This is a genomic window from Paenibacillus sp. 10L310 (assembly GCF_056395745.1).
In genome coordinates this window covers 512,747-529,498 of record NZ_JBFTKC010000003.1, presented here as the reverse complement: position 1 = coordinate 529,498, position 16,752 = coordinate 512,747, and the positions used below count along the sequence as shown (strand labels likewise).

General features: G+C 46.8%; 17 protein-coding genes. 12 read left to right on the top strand and 5 right to left on the bottom strand.

Features of this window, described 5'->3' with window-relative positions:
• Positions 1-173: 173 nt before the first annotated feature.
• From AC1DE7_RS11380 to AC1DE7_RS11325, 12 genes are all read left to right on the top strand, one after another.
• Positions 174-827, top strand: coding sequence for a redox-sensing transcriptional repressor Rex (locus AC1DE7_RS11380; RefSeq protein ID WP_076317448.1), 654 nt, complete (start codon positions 174-176; stop codon positions 825-827).
• Complete coding sequence (locus tag AC1DE7_RS11375; protein ID WP_036671995.1) at positions 814-2,121, top strand: amidohydrolase; 1,308 nt, start codon at positions 814-816, stop codon at positions 2,119-2,121. Before AC1DE7_RS11380 ends, AC1DE7_RS11375 begins: the two co-directional genes overlap by 14 nt.
• 37 nt (positions 2,122-2,158) lie before the next feature.
• Positions 2,159-2,689: a DUF5590 domain-containing protein gene (locus AC1DE7_RS11370; protein ID WP_047843541.1), complete on the top strand. Its 531-nt coding sequence runs from the start codon at positions 2,159-2,161 to the stop codon at positions 2,687-2,689.
• Positions 2,690-2,990: 301 nt separating this feature from the next.
• Complete coding sequence (locus AC1DE7_RS11365) at positions 2,991-3,518, top strand: hypothetical protein (protein WP_017687748.1); 528 nt, start codon at positions 2,991-2,993, stop codon at positions 3,516-3,518.
• Positions 3,511-5,013, top strand: a complete 1,503-nt coding sequence (locus tag AC1DE7_RS11360; RefSeq protein ID WP_047843540.1) for an AAA family ATPase — start codon at positions 3,511-3,513, stop codon at positions 5,011-5,013. Before AC1DE7_RS11365 ends, AC1DE7_RS11360 begins: the two co-directional genes overlap by 8 nt.
• Before the next feature lie 133 nt (positions 5,014-5,146).
• Positions 5,147-6,019 (top strand): 3-hydroxyacyl-CoA dehydrogenase family protein, encoded by an 873-nt coding sequence (locus tag AC1DE7_RS11355; protein ID WP_017687750.1) that lies wholly within the window; start codon positions 5,147-5,149, stop codon positions 6,017-6,019.
• On the top strand, positions 6,016-7,221 hold the full coding sequence (locus AC1DE7_RS11350) for an acetate/propionate family kinase (RefSeq protein ID WP_036671987.1): 1,206 nt from the start codon (positions 6,016-6,018) through the stop codon (positions 7,219-7,221). The genes AC1DE7_RS11355 and AC1DE7_RS11350 overlap by 4 nt, the downstream gene beginning before the upstream one ends.
• Positions 7,222-7,322: 101 nt before the next feature.
• A complete protein-coding gene (gene asnS / locus AC1DE7_RS11345) occupies positions 7,323-8,618 on the top strand; it encodes an asparagine--tRNA ligase (protein WP_477534393.1) in 1,296 nt (431 codons plus the stop codon).
• Between the two features lie 20 nt (positions 8,619-8,638).
• Positions 8,639-9,343 carry a DnaD domain-containing protein gene (locus AC1DE7_RS11340; protein ID WP_084650363.1) on the top strand — a complete coding sequence of 235 codons (705 nt, stop codon included), beginning with the start codon at positions 8,639-8,641 and terminating at the stop codon, positions 9,341-9,343.
• A gap of 130 nt (positions 9,344-9,473) precedes the next feature.
• Complete coding sequence (locus AC1DE7_RS11335) at positions 9,474-10,091, top strand: RNA polymerase sigma factor (protein WP_477534392.1); 618 nt, start codon at positions 9,474-9,476, stop codon at positions 10,089-10,091.
• Positions 10,084-10,536, top strand: coding sequence for a hypothetical protein (locus tag AC1DE7_RS11330; RefSeq protein WP_076317451.1), 453 nt, complete (start codon positions 10,084-10,086; stop codon positions 10,534-10,536). The genes AC1DE7_RS11335 and AC1DE7_RS11330 overlap by 8 nt, the downstream gene beginning before the upstream one ends.
• A 37-nt stretch (positions 10,537-10,573) precedes the next feature.
• Entirely contained in the window at positions 10,574-11,869 is a 1,296-nt protein-coding gene (locus AC1DE7_RS11325) for a multi-tm2 domain protein (protein ID WP_477534449.1), read from the top strand.
• A gap of 151 nt (positions 11,870-12,020) precedes the next feature.
• Here AC1DE7_RS11325 and AC1DE7_RS11320 read toward each other — a convergent pair whose 3' ends face one another.
• Genes AC1DE7_RS11320 through AC1DE7_RS11300 form a run of 5 tightly spaced genes read right to left on the bottom strand, consistent with a single transcriptional unit; the run spans position 12,021 to position 16,716 of the window.
• Positions 12,021-12,674: a methylthioribulose 1-phosphate dehydratase gene (locus AC1DE7_RS11320; RefSeq protein WP_076317453.1), complete on the bottom strand. Its 654-nt coding sequence runs from the start codon at positions 12,672-12,674 to the stop codon at positions 12,021-12,023.
• A 3-nt stretch (positions 12,675-12,677) separates the two neighbouring features.
• Positions 12,678-13,355: a 2-hydroxy-3-keto-5-methylthiopentenyl-1-phosphate phosphatase gene (locus AC1DE7_RS11315; RefSeq protein WP_477534391.1), complete on the bottom strand. Its 678-nt coding sequence runs from the start codon at positions 13,353-13,355 to the stop codon at positions 12,678-12,680.
• Complete coding sequence (locus AC1DE7_RS11310) at positions 13,352-14,575, bottom strand: 2,3-diketo-5-methylthiopentyl-1-phosphate enolase (protein ID WP_076317454.1); 1,224 nt, start codon at positions 14,573-14,575, stop codon at positions 13,352-13,354. The genes AC1DE7_RS11315 and AC1DE7_RS11310 overlap by 4 nt, the downstream gene beginning before the upstream one ends.
• On the bottom strand, positions 14,572-15,432 hold the full coding sequence (proC, locus tag AC1DE7_RS11305) for a pyrroline-5-carboxylate reductase (RefSeq protein WP_340905500.1): 861 nt from the start codon (positions 15,430-15,432) through the stop codon (positions 14,572-14,574). The genes AC1DE7_RS11310 and proC overlap by 4 nt, the downstream gene beginning before the upstream one ends.
• A 36-nt stretch (positions 15,433-15,468) precedes the next feature.
• A complete protein-coding gene (locus tag AC1DE7_RS11300; RefSeq protein ID WP_340984794.1) occupies positions 15,469-16,716 on the bottom strand; it encodes a glutamate-5-semialdehyde dehydrogenase in 1,248 nt (415 codons plus the stop codon).
• Between the last annotated feature and the right edge of the window lie 36 nt (positions 16,717-16,752).

The window sequence follows — 16,752 nt, the reverse complement described above, 5'->3', positions numbered from 1 at the left end:
TTAAACTTTATTAGATATTTCCGTATCCGATTAAAGCAGTTGCACGTAAGAACTTATAACCTAAATTACAAGGAGCATTCTGTATAAAATGTCACGTTTATCTTTGAGTTTTATACAGAATGCTCATCTTTTCATCTATTATTTTATCGCGGCCTTGGTAAGGGGGAGCAAGAATGAAATCGGATAAAATTTCAGAAGCGGTGGTACGACGTCTGCCTGTTTACTTGCGTTATTTGAACGAGTTGCATCAGCGTGAGGTGGCTACTGTTTCTTCTCAAGAGCTTGGACAGAGGCTGGATCTGAATCCGGCCCAAATTCGTAAAGACCTGGCTTACTTCGGTGATTTTGGTCGTAAAGGGATCGGGTATGATGTATCCTATTTGATCGAGAAAATTCGTCACATTCTCAAAATCGATCAGCAAATTAATGTAGCTCTGGTAGGAGCGGGTAACCTCGGTCAAGCCTTGTCCAACTACAACGCATATCTGAAAGACAACATGAAGATTGTTGCTGTATTTGATGCATATGGACCGAAGATAGGTAGTCAAATCAACAGTTTGACGGTAAAACCAATGGATGAATTGACGGAAGCGGTTAAAATGGAAAACATTCGCATCGGAATTATCACGGTTCCGGATACGGAAGCCCAAAATGTAGCCGATCAGCTTATTGAATCAGGAATTGAAGCGATCCTTAATTTTGCACCAACCATTCTAAAAACACCGCCGCATATCCGCATTCACCATGCTGACTTTACAACGGATCTGCTTAGTTTGGCCTATTACTTGGAGACTGGAAAGGACGACGAGGAAGATGACAACAAATAGATGGGTAATTCACAACGGCAAATTTGCCGTTAATGAAGGCGGCACAACATGGAACGTGGTCCACGGATACATGGTTGTTGAGAATGACAAGATTGTGCATATTGGTGAGACATTGCCGGATGAAGACAAAAATTGTACCAAAGTGGATGGAAAAGGACTGTTCTTCCTGCCGGGTCTGATCAATACGCATGGTCATGCAGCGATGTCGTTGCTCAGAGGGCACGGAGACGATCTTGCATTGCAAGTATGGTTGCAGGAAAAAATGTGGCCGATGGAAGCGAAAATGACTTCAGAAGACGTATATTGGGGAACTTCGCTATCGGTGCTTGAAATGTTGAAAGGCGGAACTACAGCTTTCCTGGACATGTACGATCACATGGATCAAGTTGCCAAAGTTGTGGAGCAATCCGGCGTTAGAGCAGCACTGGCACGTGGTGTAATCGGGCTGTGCTCGGAAGAAGAACAATTGCGGAAGCTGGAGGAGTCGGCTGCGTTTGCGCGTGAGTGGAATGGACAGGCAGATGGTCGCATTACAACCGTAATCTCGCCACATGCACCATATACATGCCCTCCTGACTACATAGAGAAGCTTGTGCAGGTCGCGAACGACCTAAACCTTCCCCTTCATACACATATGTCGGAAACGCTTCGTGAAGTCGAGCAGAACGTGGCTGATTATGGACTGCGTCCTGTGGCACATCTGGAGAAACTGGGCTTTTTCTCTCGTCCATCCCTGGTTGCACATGCGGTGCATCTGAATGACGAAGAGATTGAGATTCTGGCCCGTCATGATGTGGCTGTATCCCATAACCCGGGAAGTAACCTGAAACTCGCTTCAGGTGTTGCGCGGGTACCTGCGTTGCTGAAAGCAGGAGTTACCGTGTCACTCGGAACAGACGGACCGGCAAGCAACAACAACCTGGATATGTTCGAGGAAATGAGACTGGCTGCATTGATTCACAAAGGTGTATCTGGTGACCCGACGGCAGTGCCAGCAGGCGAAGCGTTATTACTCGGAACGTCATACGGTGCCAAATCCATCTTCTTGAACAATACCGGAGCACTCCAGGTCGGCATGAAGGCTGACTTTATCGCCTTGGACATTGAACAGGCACATTTCTATCCACATACAGACCTGATCTCACATACAATCTATTCGGCTTCTGCCAAGGATGTTGAGCACGTATGGGTGGATGGGAAACAAGTGGTGAAACATGGCGAATGTCTGACACTGGATGAAGAACGCATTTTGCGTGAGTCTCAATTGGCATTTGATGGTCTGCTTGCTCGTTAATTGCAGGACAGCATCATAGGGAAAGGAAGTTCGGCTTTTGAAGAAAAAAAAGAAGTGGATATGGATTTCGCTGCTTGCACTGGTTCTGATTCTGTTTGGACTTCAGCGTTATTACGTCCATGTCACGCAGGACCAACGCAAGGAAGAAGCGCTCGCCATACAAGCAGCACAGGAGCAACTGGGCATTACATCCTATGATGAATTGCGCAAGTACATCTGGGGAGACAAAGAAGGCTCTGACAACATCTACTGGACCCTGATCGGCAAAAACAAGGATAACCAGGATGTTATGGTCTGGGTTAAATTCGATGCAAACAATCAACCGGTTAAGGGTGCAAACGCTGTACACAGTGAGTTGTTGCAGAATGGCATGTCCGAAGCGCAGATACGCAATCGCTTCAGTTCTGAAGTTCCTGCCGGTGAGATTAAACGAATCATGCCCGGAGTTGTGAATGGAATATATGTGTGGCAAGTGTATTATAAAGACGGTACGCATAACCACTATCGCTTTTATCGTTTTAGCAACGGAGAACAGGTGGACCTGGTCTACACACTCCCGAACAGCTAGAACAAGATAGAGTGAGATAACTAGAGAATTAAAGAAATGAAAGAACCGGCAGACGGATATCCGACTGAACCGGTTCTTTGTGTTGTCTGTAAACATATTTGATTTAAATAGTTAAAATTAATAATTTATTCATATTTTCGCCTTCGAAATTGTATATACGATGTGATATACTCAGATATGTACTCAAAGTTACATTCAAAACAAATAAACCTGTCAAAATTATCGCAGGAGTCAATGTGCACATATTCGTATATACCAATAAGCCAGTAGGTTGGGCCAAATTCCGGGAGGGGTAATTCACTTGAAGCTAAAAGTATTGCCTATTGCTTTAACTGCCGTCATTTCAGCCGTTGTGTTGTTTGGAGGTTGGTTTGTATATCGTCAGGTGGCTGTGCAGAATCCGATTGAAAAAATGGTAACCCAGTACGATGGAGTCAATGACGTTCAATTAACTATTAACCGCAATGACGTACAATTGAAACTGGATCTGCAACCTGATGTTGATTTGGGCAGACTGGTACAATATATTCACAAAGAAGGACAGACCCTGATTGGAACACGCTCACTAAAGTTGGATGTTGTGGATCATTCCAGTGAAGCACTGGAAAGTTGGTGGGGTGATGCGATGTTCACCGTAGCTCAGGCGATGGAGAACAAGCAATACACCGAGATTACACCAACGTTGTCAAAGATGGCGACGAATGGAATTAAGGTAAATACAGCGATGGATGACAACAATGTATATGTCAGTCTCAGAGACGGAGATGCCAGCAAGTTTATTATTCTGCCGCGTGTGCCCGGTCAGATAGGAGTGTGGCCTAATGCCTAAGTGGACAAAAGAAGTTGCCATCGGATTTTTTCCCGTATTGATTATTTTCCTTGCTTTTACTGGTGTTAATATTGTTCCGATCCTGATTGCAGCAGTGCTTGTCGGAGCTTTGCTGTTCATGATGCAAATGCGTGGCGGGATTACAGTAGGCGCTGCACAGGAACGTAAACGGAAGAAAAAAGGACCTTCCAAGCTTACTTTTGAAGAAATTGGCGGACAAGACAGTGCTAAGCAGGAATTGCGTGAAGCGCTTGACTTTCTGATCAAACATGAAGAAATCCGGAAGTTCGGGATTCGCCCGTTAAAAGGGATCTTGCTGACGGGCCCTCCAGGGACAGGAAAAACGTTGATGGCCAAGGCTGCTGCCCATTACACCGATTCTATTTTTGTAGCAGCATCGGGTAGTGAGTTCGTGGAAATGTATGTTGGTGTGGGTGCCAGCAGAATTCGGGATTTGTTCAAGGACGCGAGAACCCGTGCCACCAAGGAAAATAAGGAAAACGCTATTATCTTTATCGATGAAATCGATGTCATCGGAGGGAAACGTGAGGGTGGTCAACAGCGTGAATATGATCAGACCCTCAATCAGCTCCTGACGGAAATGGATGGAATCTATTCTTCCGATACGCCAAGAATTCTGGTTATCGCTGCAACGAACCGTAAAGAGATGCTGGATAGCGCCCTGACGCGACCGGGACGTTTTGACCGCCACATTCAAGTGGACTTGCCTGACAAAAAGGGCAGAAAGCATATTCTGGAACTGCATGCGGTGAACAAACCTCTGTTGAAGGAAGTTAATCTGGAGAAAACAGCGGAAGAATCATATGGTTTCTCCGGTGCACAGCTCGAAAGTGTGATGAACGAAGCAGCAATATACGCCATGAGAGACGGGCTGTTAAACATTGAACAGCGGCATTTGTCCCTGGCTATTGATAAAGTCATGATGGGTGAGAAGACAGACCGTGAGTCCAGCGTGGAAGAGAAGAAAAGGGTCGCCATTCATGAGTTGGGACATGCCATTATGGCTGAACTCGTTCGTCCAGGCAGTGTTAGTCAGGTGGCACTTAGTCCGCGTGGTCAGGCGCTGGGATATGTACGTCATAACCCGCAACAGGAACAGTTCCTCTATACGAAGCGCTTTCTGGAAGAGCAGATCATGATTGCACTCGGAGGAGCAGCTGCGGAGGAAATGTACTACGGTGGTCGTTCCACGGGTTCACGCAATGACTTTGATCAGGCAACCAATGTTGTACAGACGATGATGGCTTCGGGGTTGACTTCACTTGGGATTGTGAACATGGATATGGTCACAACCGAGGAACTGATGCGAGAGAATAAATTAATTCTGCAAGAACTGATGGAGCAGACAAAGCGGTTACTTGAAGAACAACGGACAATTTTCGACAATTCACTCGACATTTTGATTCGTGAGGAAGTTTTGTCTGGCGAGCAATTTCGTTGTCAATTTCGTGACAGTGCCCTTCTACCAGCATAATTTATTTATGCTGGTTATTTTTTTTTACATTTCACTCGTGCTAAGATATTATTATATGTTGGGTCGAAATTTGTAATTTTCGGCGAACAGGGTACAATAGAGAAATAGAGAACCGAAAGGATGGAGCAGAACCATGTTTTTCAAAAAAATAGGAGTTGTCGGCGGCGGTACGATGGGGCAAGGTATTTCCCAGATGCTCGCAGCCAAAGGACTTGATGTGCTTCTCGTGGAGCATACAACACAAAAGCTGGATCATGCATATGACATGATCGAAACCAATCTGGATAAACAATTGGAGAAATGGGCGATTACAAAAGCGGAGAAGAAATTGATTCTTTCCCGCATTACCAAGGTAGCTCATTTAGCTGAACTTGGAACTTGCGACATGGTCATTGAGACAATTTCAGAGGATCTGGATGCGAAAAAAGCAGTATTCAGCCAACTGGACCAAGTTTGTCCAAGCAATGTCATTCTGGCAAGTAATACATCCACGCTGAGTTTGACCGAGCTTGCAAGCTCGACCAAATATCCAGAGCGTGTTATTGGTATGCACTTTATTCACCCGGTATCCCGGGTTGATCTTGTAGAGATTATTCGTGGACTGAAAACTTCGGATACAACATTCGAAGAGACCAGACGTTTTGTTGAAGAAGTAGCGGACAAAAAAGGAGTCATGATTTATGAATCCCCTGGATTCGTAACTTCCCGTCTGATCTGCCTGCTGATTAACGAAGCGTTGCATGTATTGCAAGAAGGTGTTGCATCTGCTGAAGATATCGATGATGCAATGCGTATCGGATACAACTTCCAACATGGACCACTCGAAATGGCTGACCGTTTCGGATTGGATTCTGTTGAAGCTGCACTCGAAAGAATGTTCCGTGAATTCGGAGAATTGAAATATCGTCCTTCTACAGTCCTGAAGAAAATGGTGCGTGCAGGACACCTGGGTGCCAAAACAGGCGAAGGATTCTTCAAGTACGACAAGGATGGTGACCGACTGTGAAAGTACTCGTAATTAATGCGGGGAGTTCCTCGCTCAAATATCAACTGTATAATATGACTGACGAATCTGTACTGGCTAAAGGTTTGGTAGAACGGATCGGAATGGATTCCTCCATCCTGACACACAAACCGACAGGCCGTGAGGATGTTACAGAAGTTAGTGAGATTCTGGAGCATACAACAGCGATCCGTAAAGTCATTGATATTTTGACTCACAAAGAAAATGGTGTACTGGATTCTGTAAGTGAAATTCAAGCTGTTGGACACCGTGTTGTTCACGGTGGTGAAGCATTTAAAGAATCTGCATTGGTAGATGATGCTGCCAAAGCTGAAATTCGTCGTTTGTTCGACTTGGCTCCACTTCATAACCCTGCAGCAATGATGGGTATTCGTGCGGCTGAATTAAATATGCCTGGTGTGCCACAAGTTATGGTCTTTGATACAGCATTCCATCAGACGATGCCTGAAAAAGCTTACCTGTATGCTATTCCGCGTGTACTTTACAAAAAATATAAAGTACGTCGCTACGGCGCACATGGTACTTCCCATGATTTCGTAAGCAAGGCAGCTGCTGAATATCTGGATCGTCCAGTGGAAGATCTGAAAATTATCACTTGTCACGTCGGTAACGGCGGTAGTGTAACAGCAGTTAAAGGTGGCGTATCCGTTGATACTTCGATGGGTATGACTCCGCTTGAAGGATTGATGATGGGAACGCGTTCTGGTGACCTTGACCCAGCCATCGTACCTTATGTAATGAATAAGGAAGAACTGAGCGTAAGCGAAGTGAACTCTATGTTGAACAAACACAGTGGATTGCTTGCGATCTCCGGAATCAGCAGTGACATGCGTGAGATTACGGAAGGTATGGAGAATGGCGATGCCAACTCCACGCTTGCTTTTGAAATGTACGAATACCGTCTGCGTAAATACATCGGCTCATATGCAGCTGCAATGAACGGTGTAGACGTGATTGTCTTTACGGCTGGTGTAGGTGAGAACTCCGTTGTACTTCGCCAAAAAGTATGTGAGCAACTCACTTATCTGGGTGTTGAACTGGATGAAGCGTTGAATGCCATTCGTTCTGGCGAACCACGCCGGATTACAACAGCGAACTCCAAAGTGGAAGTTCTCGTTGTGCCAACAAACGAAGAATTGGTAATTGCACGTGATACACACCGAATCGTATTGAATTCTCAGTAATCTAACTGTAAAGTAAATACAGAATGACAAGGAAGTGCAGGGGACAGGCATAAGCCTGCCCGCTGCATTTTCAAATTCAGGAACCAAGGGGAGATATGGGCATGAATACGAATTGTGTAATTCGTAATGTGAACGAGCATGTGGGCGAAACCGTAACAATCGGTGCCTGGATTAACAACAAACGTTCCAGCGGTAAAATTCAGTTTTTGCAGCTACGTGATGGAACCGGATATATCCAAGGGGTTGTTGTGAAAAGTGAAGTTAGTGAAGAGATCTGGAACAATGCTAAGAGCCTGACTCAAGAAAGCTCTTTGTATGTTACAGGTATTATTCGTGAAGAACCTCGCAGTGCGTCCGGTTACGAGATGACTGTTATAGGGGTTGAGATCATTCACCTGACTGAAAACTATCCAATTACGCCTAAAGAGCATGGTGTCGATTTCTTGATGGATCATCGTCATCTGTGGCTTCGTTCTACGAAGCAACGTGCTGTTATGGTGATTCGTGCAGAGATTATTCGCGCTGTTCAGCAGTTCTTTGATGGTAACGGATTCACACAAGTTGATCCTCCGATTTTGACACCATCGTCTGCGGAAGGAACAACGAACCTGTTCCACATCAAATACTTTGATGAAGATGCTTATCTGACACAAAGTGGTCAATTGTATATGGAAGCCGCAGCCATGGCTCTGGGCAAAGTATATTCCTTTGGTCCAACATTCCGCGCAGAGAAGTCCAAAACACGTCGTCACTTGATTGAGTTCTGGATGATTGAGCCGGAAATGGCATTTGTAGATCACGAGGAAAGTCTGCGCGTACAAGAGAAATTTATCGCTCATGTTGTTCAATCCGTGGTGAAAAACTGCCGTGCAGAACTGGAATCTATCGGTCGTGACGTATCCAAACTCGAAGGCATCGTAGCTCCATTCCCGCGTATTACGTATGATGAAGCGATTGAATTCCTGCATGGACAAGGCTTTGATATTCCTTGGGGAGAAGACTTTGGTGCACCACACGAAACAGCTATTGCTGAGAAGTACAATACACCTGTCTTTATTACGCATTACCCTGCTGGAATCAAGGCTTTCTATATGAAACCAGATCCGAATCGCCCAGAAGTTGTTCTCTGTGCTGATATGATTGCACCAGAAGGCTACGGAGAGATTATTGGCGGTTCGCAGCGTATCGATGATCCGGAATTGATGCAACAACGTTTTGAGGAGCACAATCTCTCGGATGAAGCTTACCAATGGTATTTGGATTTACGTAAATACGGATCGGTTCCTCACTCCGGTTTCGGTCTGGGATTGGAGCGGACGGTAGCATGGATCTGTGGATTGGATCATGTACGTGAAACAATCGCATTCCCACGTATGCTCTATCGTCTGTACCCTTAATGCTTAACCGAGGAGCGTCTATGGAAGACACCACATCCAAAGCTTGGTTGGATGGAGCAGCTTATGGCATGACTTCGGGTACAGCCCATCTGCCGTATGCCTTGTTACGTTTTTATCACCAGCTTGGCCTATCAGATGCAGAAGTGCTTCTTCTGATTCAACTGCTAGGGTTCCGTCAGGCAGAGTTCAATGAGTTTCCCACGCTTGAAGAGCTTGCGGCGCGCATGGGACTTGCACCTGAAGGCATTGCCAGAATGTTGCAACGTCTGATGAGGGATGGGTATATTGCTATTGACGAGCACCGTGACGAAGAACGGGACATCCAGTACGAGCGATATGATTTACATGGATTATATGCCAAGCTTGCAAAGTGCACTGCTGAAGAAGTAGCCGCATTCCGTGCGGAGCAGCAGAGTAGCAATTCAGCACGTCAAGATTCGAACAGTGTTCAAAAAGAAGAGGAAGAACGGAACATGTTCTCCATCTTTGAAAAAGAATTTGGACGTCCGCTCTCTCCAATGGAGTGCGAGACGATATCCGGCTGGTTGGATCAGGACCGTTATCAAGAGGAATTGATTCTAATGGCTCTGAAGGAAGCGGTTTTTGCAGGCAAAGTACATTTCCGGTATATCGATCGAATACTGCTTGAGTGGAGTCGCAATCGTGTTAAGACCGTTCAAGACGCGAAGGCGTACACACAGCGGTTTCGTAATGGTGGACGTTAATTCCAGCGTAGGCAGGGACAAGAAACAGGCCAGAAGTCATTCTGTGCCTGTTTTTTTTTGATTAAAGATTGGATGAGTGATCAGCAACATCAACCTTTCAGGCAATGATTTCATTTTGTTTTACAAAAATTTGATAGATCACGCAGGGGTTAACACACAAGCTGTCGTCTATTGTATTGGAGAGGAGGGGAGAGTTATTGATGAAGCGCGCGTAATCGAACAAATCCGTCAAGGAGATACATCCCAGATGCGTACTCTGATTGATAAGTATAGCCAGCATGTATACCATGTGGCCTATTCCGTACTCAGGAACGATCAGGAAGCACAGGATGCAGCTCAGGAGGCGTTCATACAGATGTATAAGTCTCTCCCCGACTACCGTTCTGAAGGTTTCAAAACGTGGTTAACCCGAATTGCCTTTCACAAAGCGATTGATGCCAAACGCAAGCTGGGCAGACGAACTGCTGAGGATCCGGGTGGAGAAGAAAAAATAATCAATATGCCCGGACGGGATGAAGACGTTCTTACCCGTCTCGTTCGTGAAGAGCGCCAGGATAAACTTCGCGAACGAATTAATCAGTTGCCTGCTCAGCATCGTGACATTATCACTGCGTATTATCTAAGCGAAAAAAATTATGAGCAGATTGCCAGTGATGCACAGGTGGCTGTGAAGACTGTGGAATCCCGCTTGTATCGTGCCCGGCAGTGGATTCGAAAACATTGGAAGGAGGATGAATGGCGTGAGTAAACAGGAGAAATATACCACTGCGCAATGGACCGATTATATTGAAGGCCATATGAGTGAAACTCAAGCAAACCAAATGGAACAGCTTCTGATGGAAGATCCGGATGCGATGGACATCTATCTGGAAGCGCTTGGTATCCACGGAGAACTGCCTCCGTTACATGACCCAACAGGGTTTGCGGATTCAGTCATGCATCGGATTGAGGGCATTCAATCACCCAAGGTACAACGCAAATCCCGTGCTGGACGAAACCGGCGCTGGCTTGATCATAAAGTGTTCCATTACGCGGTAGCGGCCTGTTTGACATTGATCTTCCTCTCGTCTGGACTTTTTGACAAGGTAGCACCATATCACAAGTTCCAGGATGGCGACCACAGAGGGTCTTTTACCGAGAAATGGACGGAGGCAGCCACTTCATGGCTGGATAACCTCAAGCCTAAACCATAAATGGTTTCGCATTGCCTGAAAAGAAAGGATGACGACTGTGCACTCAGATCGTAACAAATTACTCGCATTTCTATTAAACCTGATACCCGGTCTTGGTTTTATGTATTGGGGTCGAGCCGCAAGAGCCGTGATCTATCCATTGCTTTTCTTCGGAACAGCTGTTGGCTCATTCATGCTGGCATGGGCGTTTGGTCAACAGGACTTGATGATTTTTGGTGCACTATGTGCCATGTTCTTCTGGGGAGTCAGTATGCTGGATATCAGCATACTTCTGCTCCGATCGCCATCTCCACGTGATGCTCGCTACCAAGGTTATGGGGCACATTACGGAGCTCAAAATCAAGGAGAAGCCTATCAACAAGGACCATTCGCTGGTCAGGGAGATCCTTTGGAGCGGATGAATGAAGATGAGATGCATCATCAGCATCCAGGTGATGAATATGGCGTGCCTGCGGGTCCTTATGGTCAACCCATGTATCGAAAAGGCAGTGAGGGTGAACGGTTCTTCACCATTTTGCTCTCATTTGTTCCGGGATTGGGCCACCTTCATCTGGGATTGTTGCATCGCGGTTTGTCGTTCTTGATGGCGTTCTTTGGTTCATTTGCCATGATGGTTTTCGTGGCATCGATCACCAATGAATCCGTATTTTTAATGTTTCTACTCATACTGCCTGTAATATGGGTATACTGCATGTTTGATGCGGTGCAGCATGTCCACCGTAAGCAGGCTGGTGAGGTACTGCAAGATCGGACTTTATTCGAAGAATTGGAGATGGGCAGAGTAGCCGGACGACGTAGCAAAGTGCTTGCAACGCTGCTATCCGCTTTTCCAGGTGCGGGTCATCTCTATCTGGGATTACAAAAAAGAGGCATGCAATTAATGTTCCTGTTCCTTGCAAGCATCTATGTTCTGGACCTGCTTCATTTGTCGGTGTTCCTGTTCATGATTCCGTTGATCTGGTTCTACAGCTTCTTTGACGGGCTCCAGTGCTCCAGTCGTTATGGACGCGAGCCTTTGGTTGATCAACCGATCTTCAAGGACTGGGCCCGCCATCAGCGTCTGATTGGATTCGGGATTGCCGCGCTGGGTCTATATTACCTGACGATCCGTCTTGTCATTCCACAGCTGAATGAGCTCTTCCCTAATGCATTTATGACGTATGAGATACGTTCCTATTTAAACACCGTCATCGTATCCTTGCTGCTCATTTTTGGCGGTTTGAAACTGCTGTTTGGCAAGCAACGGGGGACGGGTATCCAAAGTGCTGCTCAAGGAAATGATGAGGGAGCAGACAGCCTCTTTTTATTCAAGGATCGGGATGATCGACTGTAGAGTGACCTAAAGATTATTTACACTGACACTACGATGACAGAGCAACCTTCTAATCGCTGTTATCCAACAACATAAAAACACGCCAAGGGCTATGTATATCAGCCTCTGGCGTGTTTTTGGTTGTGCAGCTTTGATTTCGAATAAATGATTGCTATTTCGTAGCACCCTTCAGCAGAAGTTGACGGTACATCACTTCGAACAAGAACTCAAACGCTTCCAGATGACGTTTCGCTTCAAAAGCATCCTTGCCCCACGCATATATGCCGTGGTTACGCAGCAAAATTCCTGGTACGTTGGCATCAAGTACACCTGGCACCAATTCAGCGATAGATGGAATATCTGCAAAGTTAGGCAGGACGGGTACACGAATCTCCGCATTTTCTTCCCAAATGTTGAAAGCCTTGATCAATTCGATTCCTTGAATCGGTACGTGTCCATCTGCTCCAAAGAATTCACTGATCAGGTTGTTAAACACAGTATGCACGTGGAATACAGCACCACAACCCGTCAAACGATAGATTTCGCAATGAATCAACGTTTCGGCACTTGGTTTCAACGTTGTTGTTTCAATTGCTTTGCCGTGTTTGTCCACAAAAAGAAAGTCTTCCGGAGTGCGAAGTGATTTGTCTTTGCCTGAGGCGGTAACCGCAAAATAAAATTGCTCCGGGTCAAAGTCTCCTACACGCATCGACAGATTGCCACTTGTTCCGGGGAACCAGTTACGACCGGCAAACAACGCTTTAATATCAGCCAGTTCTTCAAGGACCTGACGTTTGTGTTCCAATGTAATCTTTTCAAAGCCCATCGTTTACAGCACTCCTTGTGTTTGCTTCTGTTTCATATCTTCGATGATATCGTAAAAGGTAGCGAATGGCACATGGTCTACACCCAGCTCAATACATTTGTCCGTTAAAATAGAGCGGGAGTAGACGAGGTCGGCAATCTTGGCACCTTCAAAATCCGTCAGACTGTCTCCAATGAGGATTCGATTGTATTGTTCTTCCGGGAAGGTACGAATGACTGTTGTTTTGCACATGCCGCAGCCATTCTCACAAGGAGGCTGGCAGGGATTTGGCCATTCAATCTTAATGGTTTCACCCGAGAAGTCAGCTCCGTTGCAATAGACATGATCCTGCGGGATATGAAATGGTGCGAGTAACGGTTTAATGAAAAAGTCCATACCACCGCTGGTCACATTGAATTCGATACCTTCGCTGCGAACGTAGTCAAGAAACTCGCTGAATCCTTCACGGATCCCCGCTTGTCCAAGCACAAATTCCACAATTTCATCTTTCTGCGATGCAGGCAACAGAGCAAACATGGCTCCAACACCTTCACGCAGCGAGATTTTTTGCTCAATTGTATCTTTCATAATCGCTTCAATGCCCTCAGGCTTGAAATGTTTCATGATTGCGACAATATTGTCCGAGAGCGTAATCGTACCGTCAAAGTCACAGAAAATGACTGTTTTTTTATCACTTCTCATCGTTCGCCACCCCACAGATCCAATGCACTTTTCAGCTCCGGATGCTCGGTTGCATACTGCGCGAGTGGAATGGAACGTTGAGCTGCCTCAATGGCTTGCAGGAATGCACGTCCGCCTGCCTCAGTGCCCATAGGATGTCCATGAATACCGCCACCAGCATTAACGATGACATCCGTGCCAAAGTCGCGCAAAATGAGCGGTACAAGGCCTGGATGGATACCGGCTGAAGGCACTGGCATACTGGTTCGTACTGGCAGATCGGCTGTCAGTAATTGCTCCGTGATCGCCATATTTTCTTCCTTCGGCATCGTAACCGAACCATAAGGAGAAGGGAAGAGCACCAGATCGGCACCCGCAAGACGCATCAACTGGCCTAGTACAACCGAAGCGGACATGCCGTAATGTGGTGAAGGATACAGTGCACCTGCAAGAGCAGGGTGAGCCATAATTGGCACATTGATGTCAGGATCACTGCTGAGTTCATGCAGCACATCATATCCGTAAGACAATACGTTGAATAACAGGGCATTGGCTCCTGCACCAATAGCGCGTTCAGCTTGTTGCTTCAGACGAGATGTAGGTCCTGTAAGATTGGTTGCATACAGAAGTTTCTTGCCGGTCTCCTGGCGTGCCTGTTCGGCAGCTTTCATGCAGACCTCGACTCTTTTTTCGATAGGTGTCAATTTATTCTCAAACAGAATCTCATCGTCCTTGATCAAATCAACGCCACCAAGAGCCTGACGAATAAATTGTTCACGCAGTTCATCTGCATCCAGTCCGATAACTGACTTAAAGATACTCATTAACAGTGGACGATCATGTACACCAAGCAGATCACGAACACCATTCAGTCCAAACTTGGGTCCCGGGAATGCACTCAGGAAGCCATCCGAGAAACCAAGCTTTGTAAGTTTAATTCGGCCATCCATTGAGATTTTGCCAAAGACCGTCACGAGCAGGGCAGGGATATCACGGCTGAAGTTAACATCAGGATATCCGATGGTAATATCGGCGTAACGCTCACCCGCAGCTATTCCTTCAGCTTCATTTACTTCTACGCTGATTACTTCACCCAGATGTTTCTGCATCGCTTCACGCTGGGCTTGCGGCAACTCCGTCCAGCTACCCACGGTCATGCCAATCGCGATAGACTGAGCCTTCTTGCGAAAGTCTGCATGATCATCATGCAGACGATATGTGGCTGTGCACATGTTATTCATTTTAAATCCCCTTCCAAAGCAGCTCCCATCTCCCGTGAGCGCTCTGCACAGCGGTTGACGGCTGCAATAACATTTTCAAAGAAATCTCCTTCGTCCAGTGTCTTCAGTGCTGCCTGGGTTGCCCCTCCCGGGGAAGTCACATCACTACGAAGTTTCATCGGTTCCAAACCGGTTTGTTGTACCATTCGTGATGCGCCAAGCACCGTCTGAACAGTGAGATCACGAGATTGCTGGCTGGATAAGCCACCACGAATACCTGCCGCAATCATGGCCTCCATTAAATAGTATACATAAGCAGGGCCGCTTCCGGAAATCCCAGTGAGCACTTCGAGTTTATCTTCAGGTACGATGGTTACGATACCAACCGCTTCAAACATGGTCATCACCGTACTACGCTGTTCATCCGTAATCTCCGCAGAGAAGGCAAGCCCGGTTGCACCGAGTCCAATGGTACTGGATGTGTTCGGCATGGTTCTCGCGATCGGTTGTTTACGACCAAGCAAGGACTGCATCGTGCGGATTGATAATCCGGCAATGACAGATACGATCAGTTGATCAGGTGATAACAGCGGACCAAGCTCGCGCAGCGCTACGGCAGCATCTTTGGGTTTCATACAGAGTACAATGACCGGAGTGGAGGCAAGGTGATCCAAGGATTGCGAGGCAGTTCCGGTATGTACAGCATAACGGGTGCTGAGCTCCTCCTGACGTTTCTGGTTGCTGCGGTTCAGCATCGTAATATCCTGAGGACGAACGACTAGGCGGGAGATCAGTCCGCGCACGATGGCTTCAGCCATCGCGCCTGCTCCGTGGAAAGTAATCTTCTGTTGTAGTAACGTCTGTTGCTCTTGACTCATATTTATCGTTCCTCCTATATAACTGTTGCTGGGATATTATTGACGAATCTGTCCATTGCCTGTAATCCGATATTTGGTTGATGTCAGTGCTGGTAGTCCCATCGGTCCACGAGCATGCAGTTTCTGAGTGCTGATTCCGATTTCGGCTCCATAGCCAAATTCAAATCCGTCGGTGAAACGTGTGGACGCATTGTGATAGACGGCTGCTGCATCCACATCATGCATGAAGCGCTCTGCATGGGCTGTATCCCGTGTTACGATACACTCGGAATGTTTGGTTCCGTAATGTGCGATGTGCTGCATCGCTTCATCCAGGTTCTCGACCACCCGGATATTTAAAATGTAGTCGTTGTACTCGGTCGCATAGTCTTCCTCGGTTGCCTCAAGGGCAGAAGGAACAAGACGGCGCACCGTGTCGCAACCTTTCAAGACCACATTGGCCTCACGGAATTGCTCGGCAAGAGCAGGCAGATGCTCTTCTGCGTATGCGGCATGCAGCAGCAACGTTTCCATGGAGTTACATACGGATGGACGTTGTGCCTTGGCATTGATGGCAATTTCGGCTGCCATAACTGGATCGGCTGATTCATCCACATAGGTATGGCAGATGCCCGCCCCAGTTTCGATGACAGGTACCGTTGCGTTGGCAACCACATTACGAATGAGGGAAGCTCCTCCGCGTGGAATGATGACGTCCAGCAGTCCGTTCAACTTGAGCATTTCATCCACGGAAGCACGATCTGCATCTTCAACCAATTGCAATGCATCAGCAGGCATGTCTGTCGTTGTGAGTGCCTGATGCAGTACCTCCACAATTTTACGATTGGAGGACAGGGCAGAGGAGCCGCCGCGCAGAAGCACTGCATTACCTGTTTTGAGACATAATCCGGCTGCGTCTACAGTTACATTAGGACGAGCTTCATAGATGATGCCAATCAGGCCAATCGGCACTCTTAGTTTTTCAACATGTAATCCGTTTGGACGGGTAAATGTCTCTAACACTTCGCCGACTGGATCAGGCAAATCTGCAATCTGACGTAACCCTTCAGCAATGCCTGCGATCCGCTCCTTATTAAGGGCGAGTCGATCCAGCATGGATTCCGGCGTGCCTTGTTCTCTGCCGCGTGCCAGATCTTCGGCGTTTGCCGTAATGATGGAATCCGTTCCCTTAATCAAAGCATCTGCCATGACACGCAGGGCCGTATTTTTCTGTTCTGTATTCAATCGGTTCAGCTGTGGAACCGCTGCTTGGGCTTTGCTGGCTTTTTCTCTGACTTCACTCATCGTAATTCCTCCTCATATATATAAAGTTGAGTATTC

What these genes read in the sequence shown, in the direction of transcription:
- AC1DE7_RS11340 (WP_084650363.1), top strand. Translation starts at nt 8,639, where the DNA reads ATGGAAGACACCACATCCAAAGCTTGGTTGGATGGAGCAGCTTATGGC.
- AC1DE7_RS11355 (WP_017687750.1), top strand. Translation starts at nt 5,147, where the DNA reads ATGTTTTTCAAAAAAATAGGAGTTGTCGGCGGCGGTACGATGGGGCAA.
- AC1DE7_RS11320 (WP_076317453.1), bottom strand. Translation starts at nt 12,674, where the DNA reads ATGGGCTTTGAAAAGATTACATTGGAACACAAACGTCAGGTCCTTGAA.
- AC1DE7_RS11315 (WP_477534391.1), bottom strand. Translation starts at nt 13,355, where the DNA reads ATGAGAAGTGATAAAAAAACAGTCATTTTCTGTGACTTTGACGGTACG.
- AC1DE7_RS11360 (WP_047843540.1), top strand. Translation starts at nt 3,511, where the DNA reads ATGCCTAAGTGGACAAAAGAAGTTGCCATCGGATTTTTTCCCGTATTG.
- proC (WP_340905500.1), bottom strand. Translation starts at nt 15,432, where the DNA reads ATGAGTCAAGAGCAACAGACGTTACTACAACAGAAGATTACTTTCCAC.
- AC1DE7_RS11310 (WP_076317454.1), bottom strand. Translation starts at nt 14,575, where the DNA reads ATGAATAACATGTGCACAGCCACATATCGTCTGCATGATGATCATGCA.
- AC1DE7_RS11300 (WP_340984794.1), bottom strand. Translation starts at nt 16,716, where the DNA reads ATGAGTGAAGTCAGAGAAAAAGCCAGCAAAGCCCAAGCAGCGGTTCCA.
- AC1DE7_RS11375 (WP_036671995.1), top strand. Translation starts at nt 814, where the DNA reads ATGACAACAAATAGATGGGTAATTCACAACGGCAAATTTGCCGTTAAT.
- AC1DE7_RS11380 (WP_076317448.1), top strand. Translation starts at nt 174, where the DNA reads ATGAAATCGGATAAAATTTCAGAAGCGGTGGTACGACGTCTGCCTGTT.
- asnS (WP_477534393.1), top strand. Translation starts at nt 7,323, where the DNA reads ATGAATACGAATTGTGTAATTCGTAATGTGAACGAGCATGTGGGCGAA.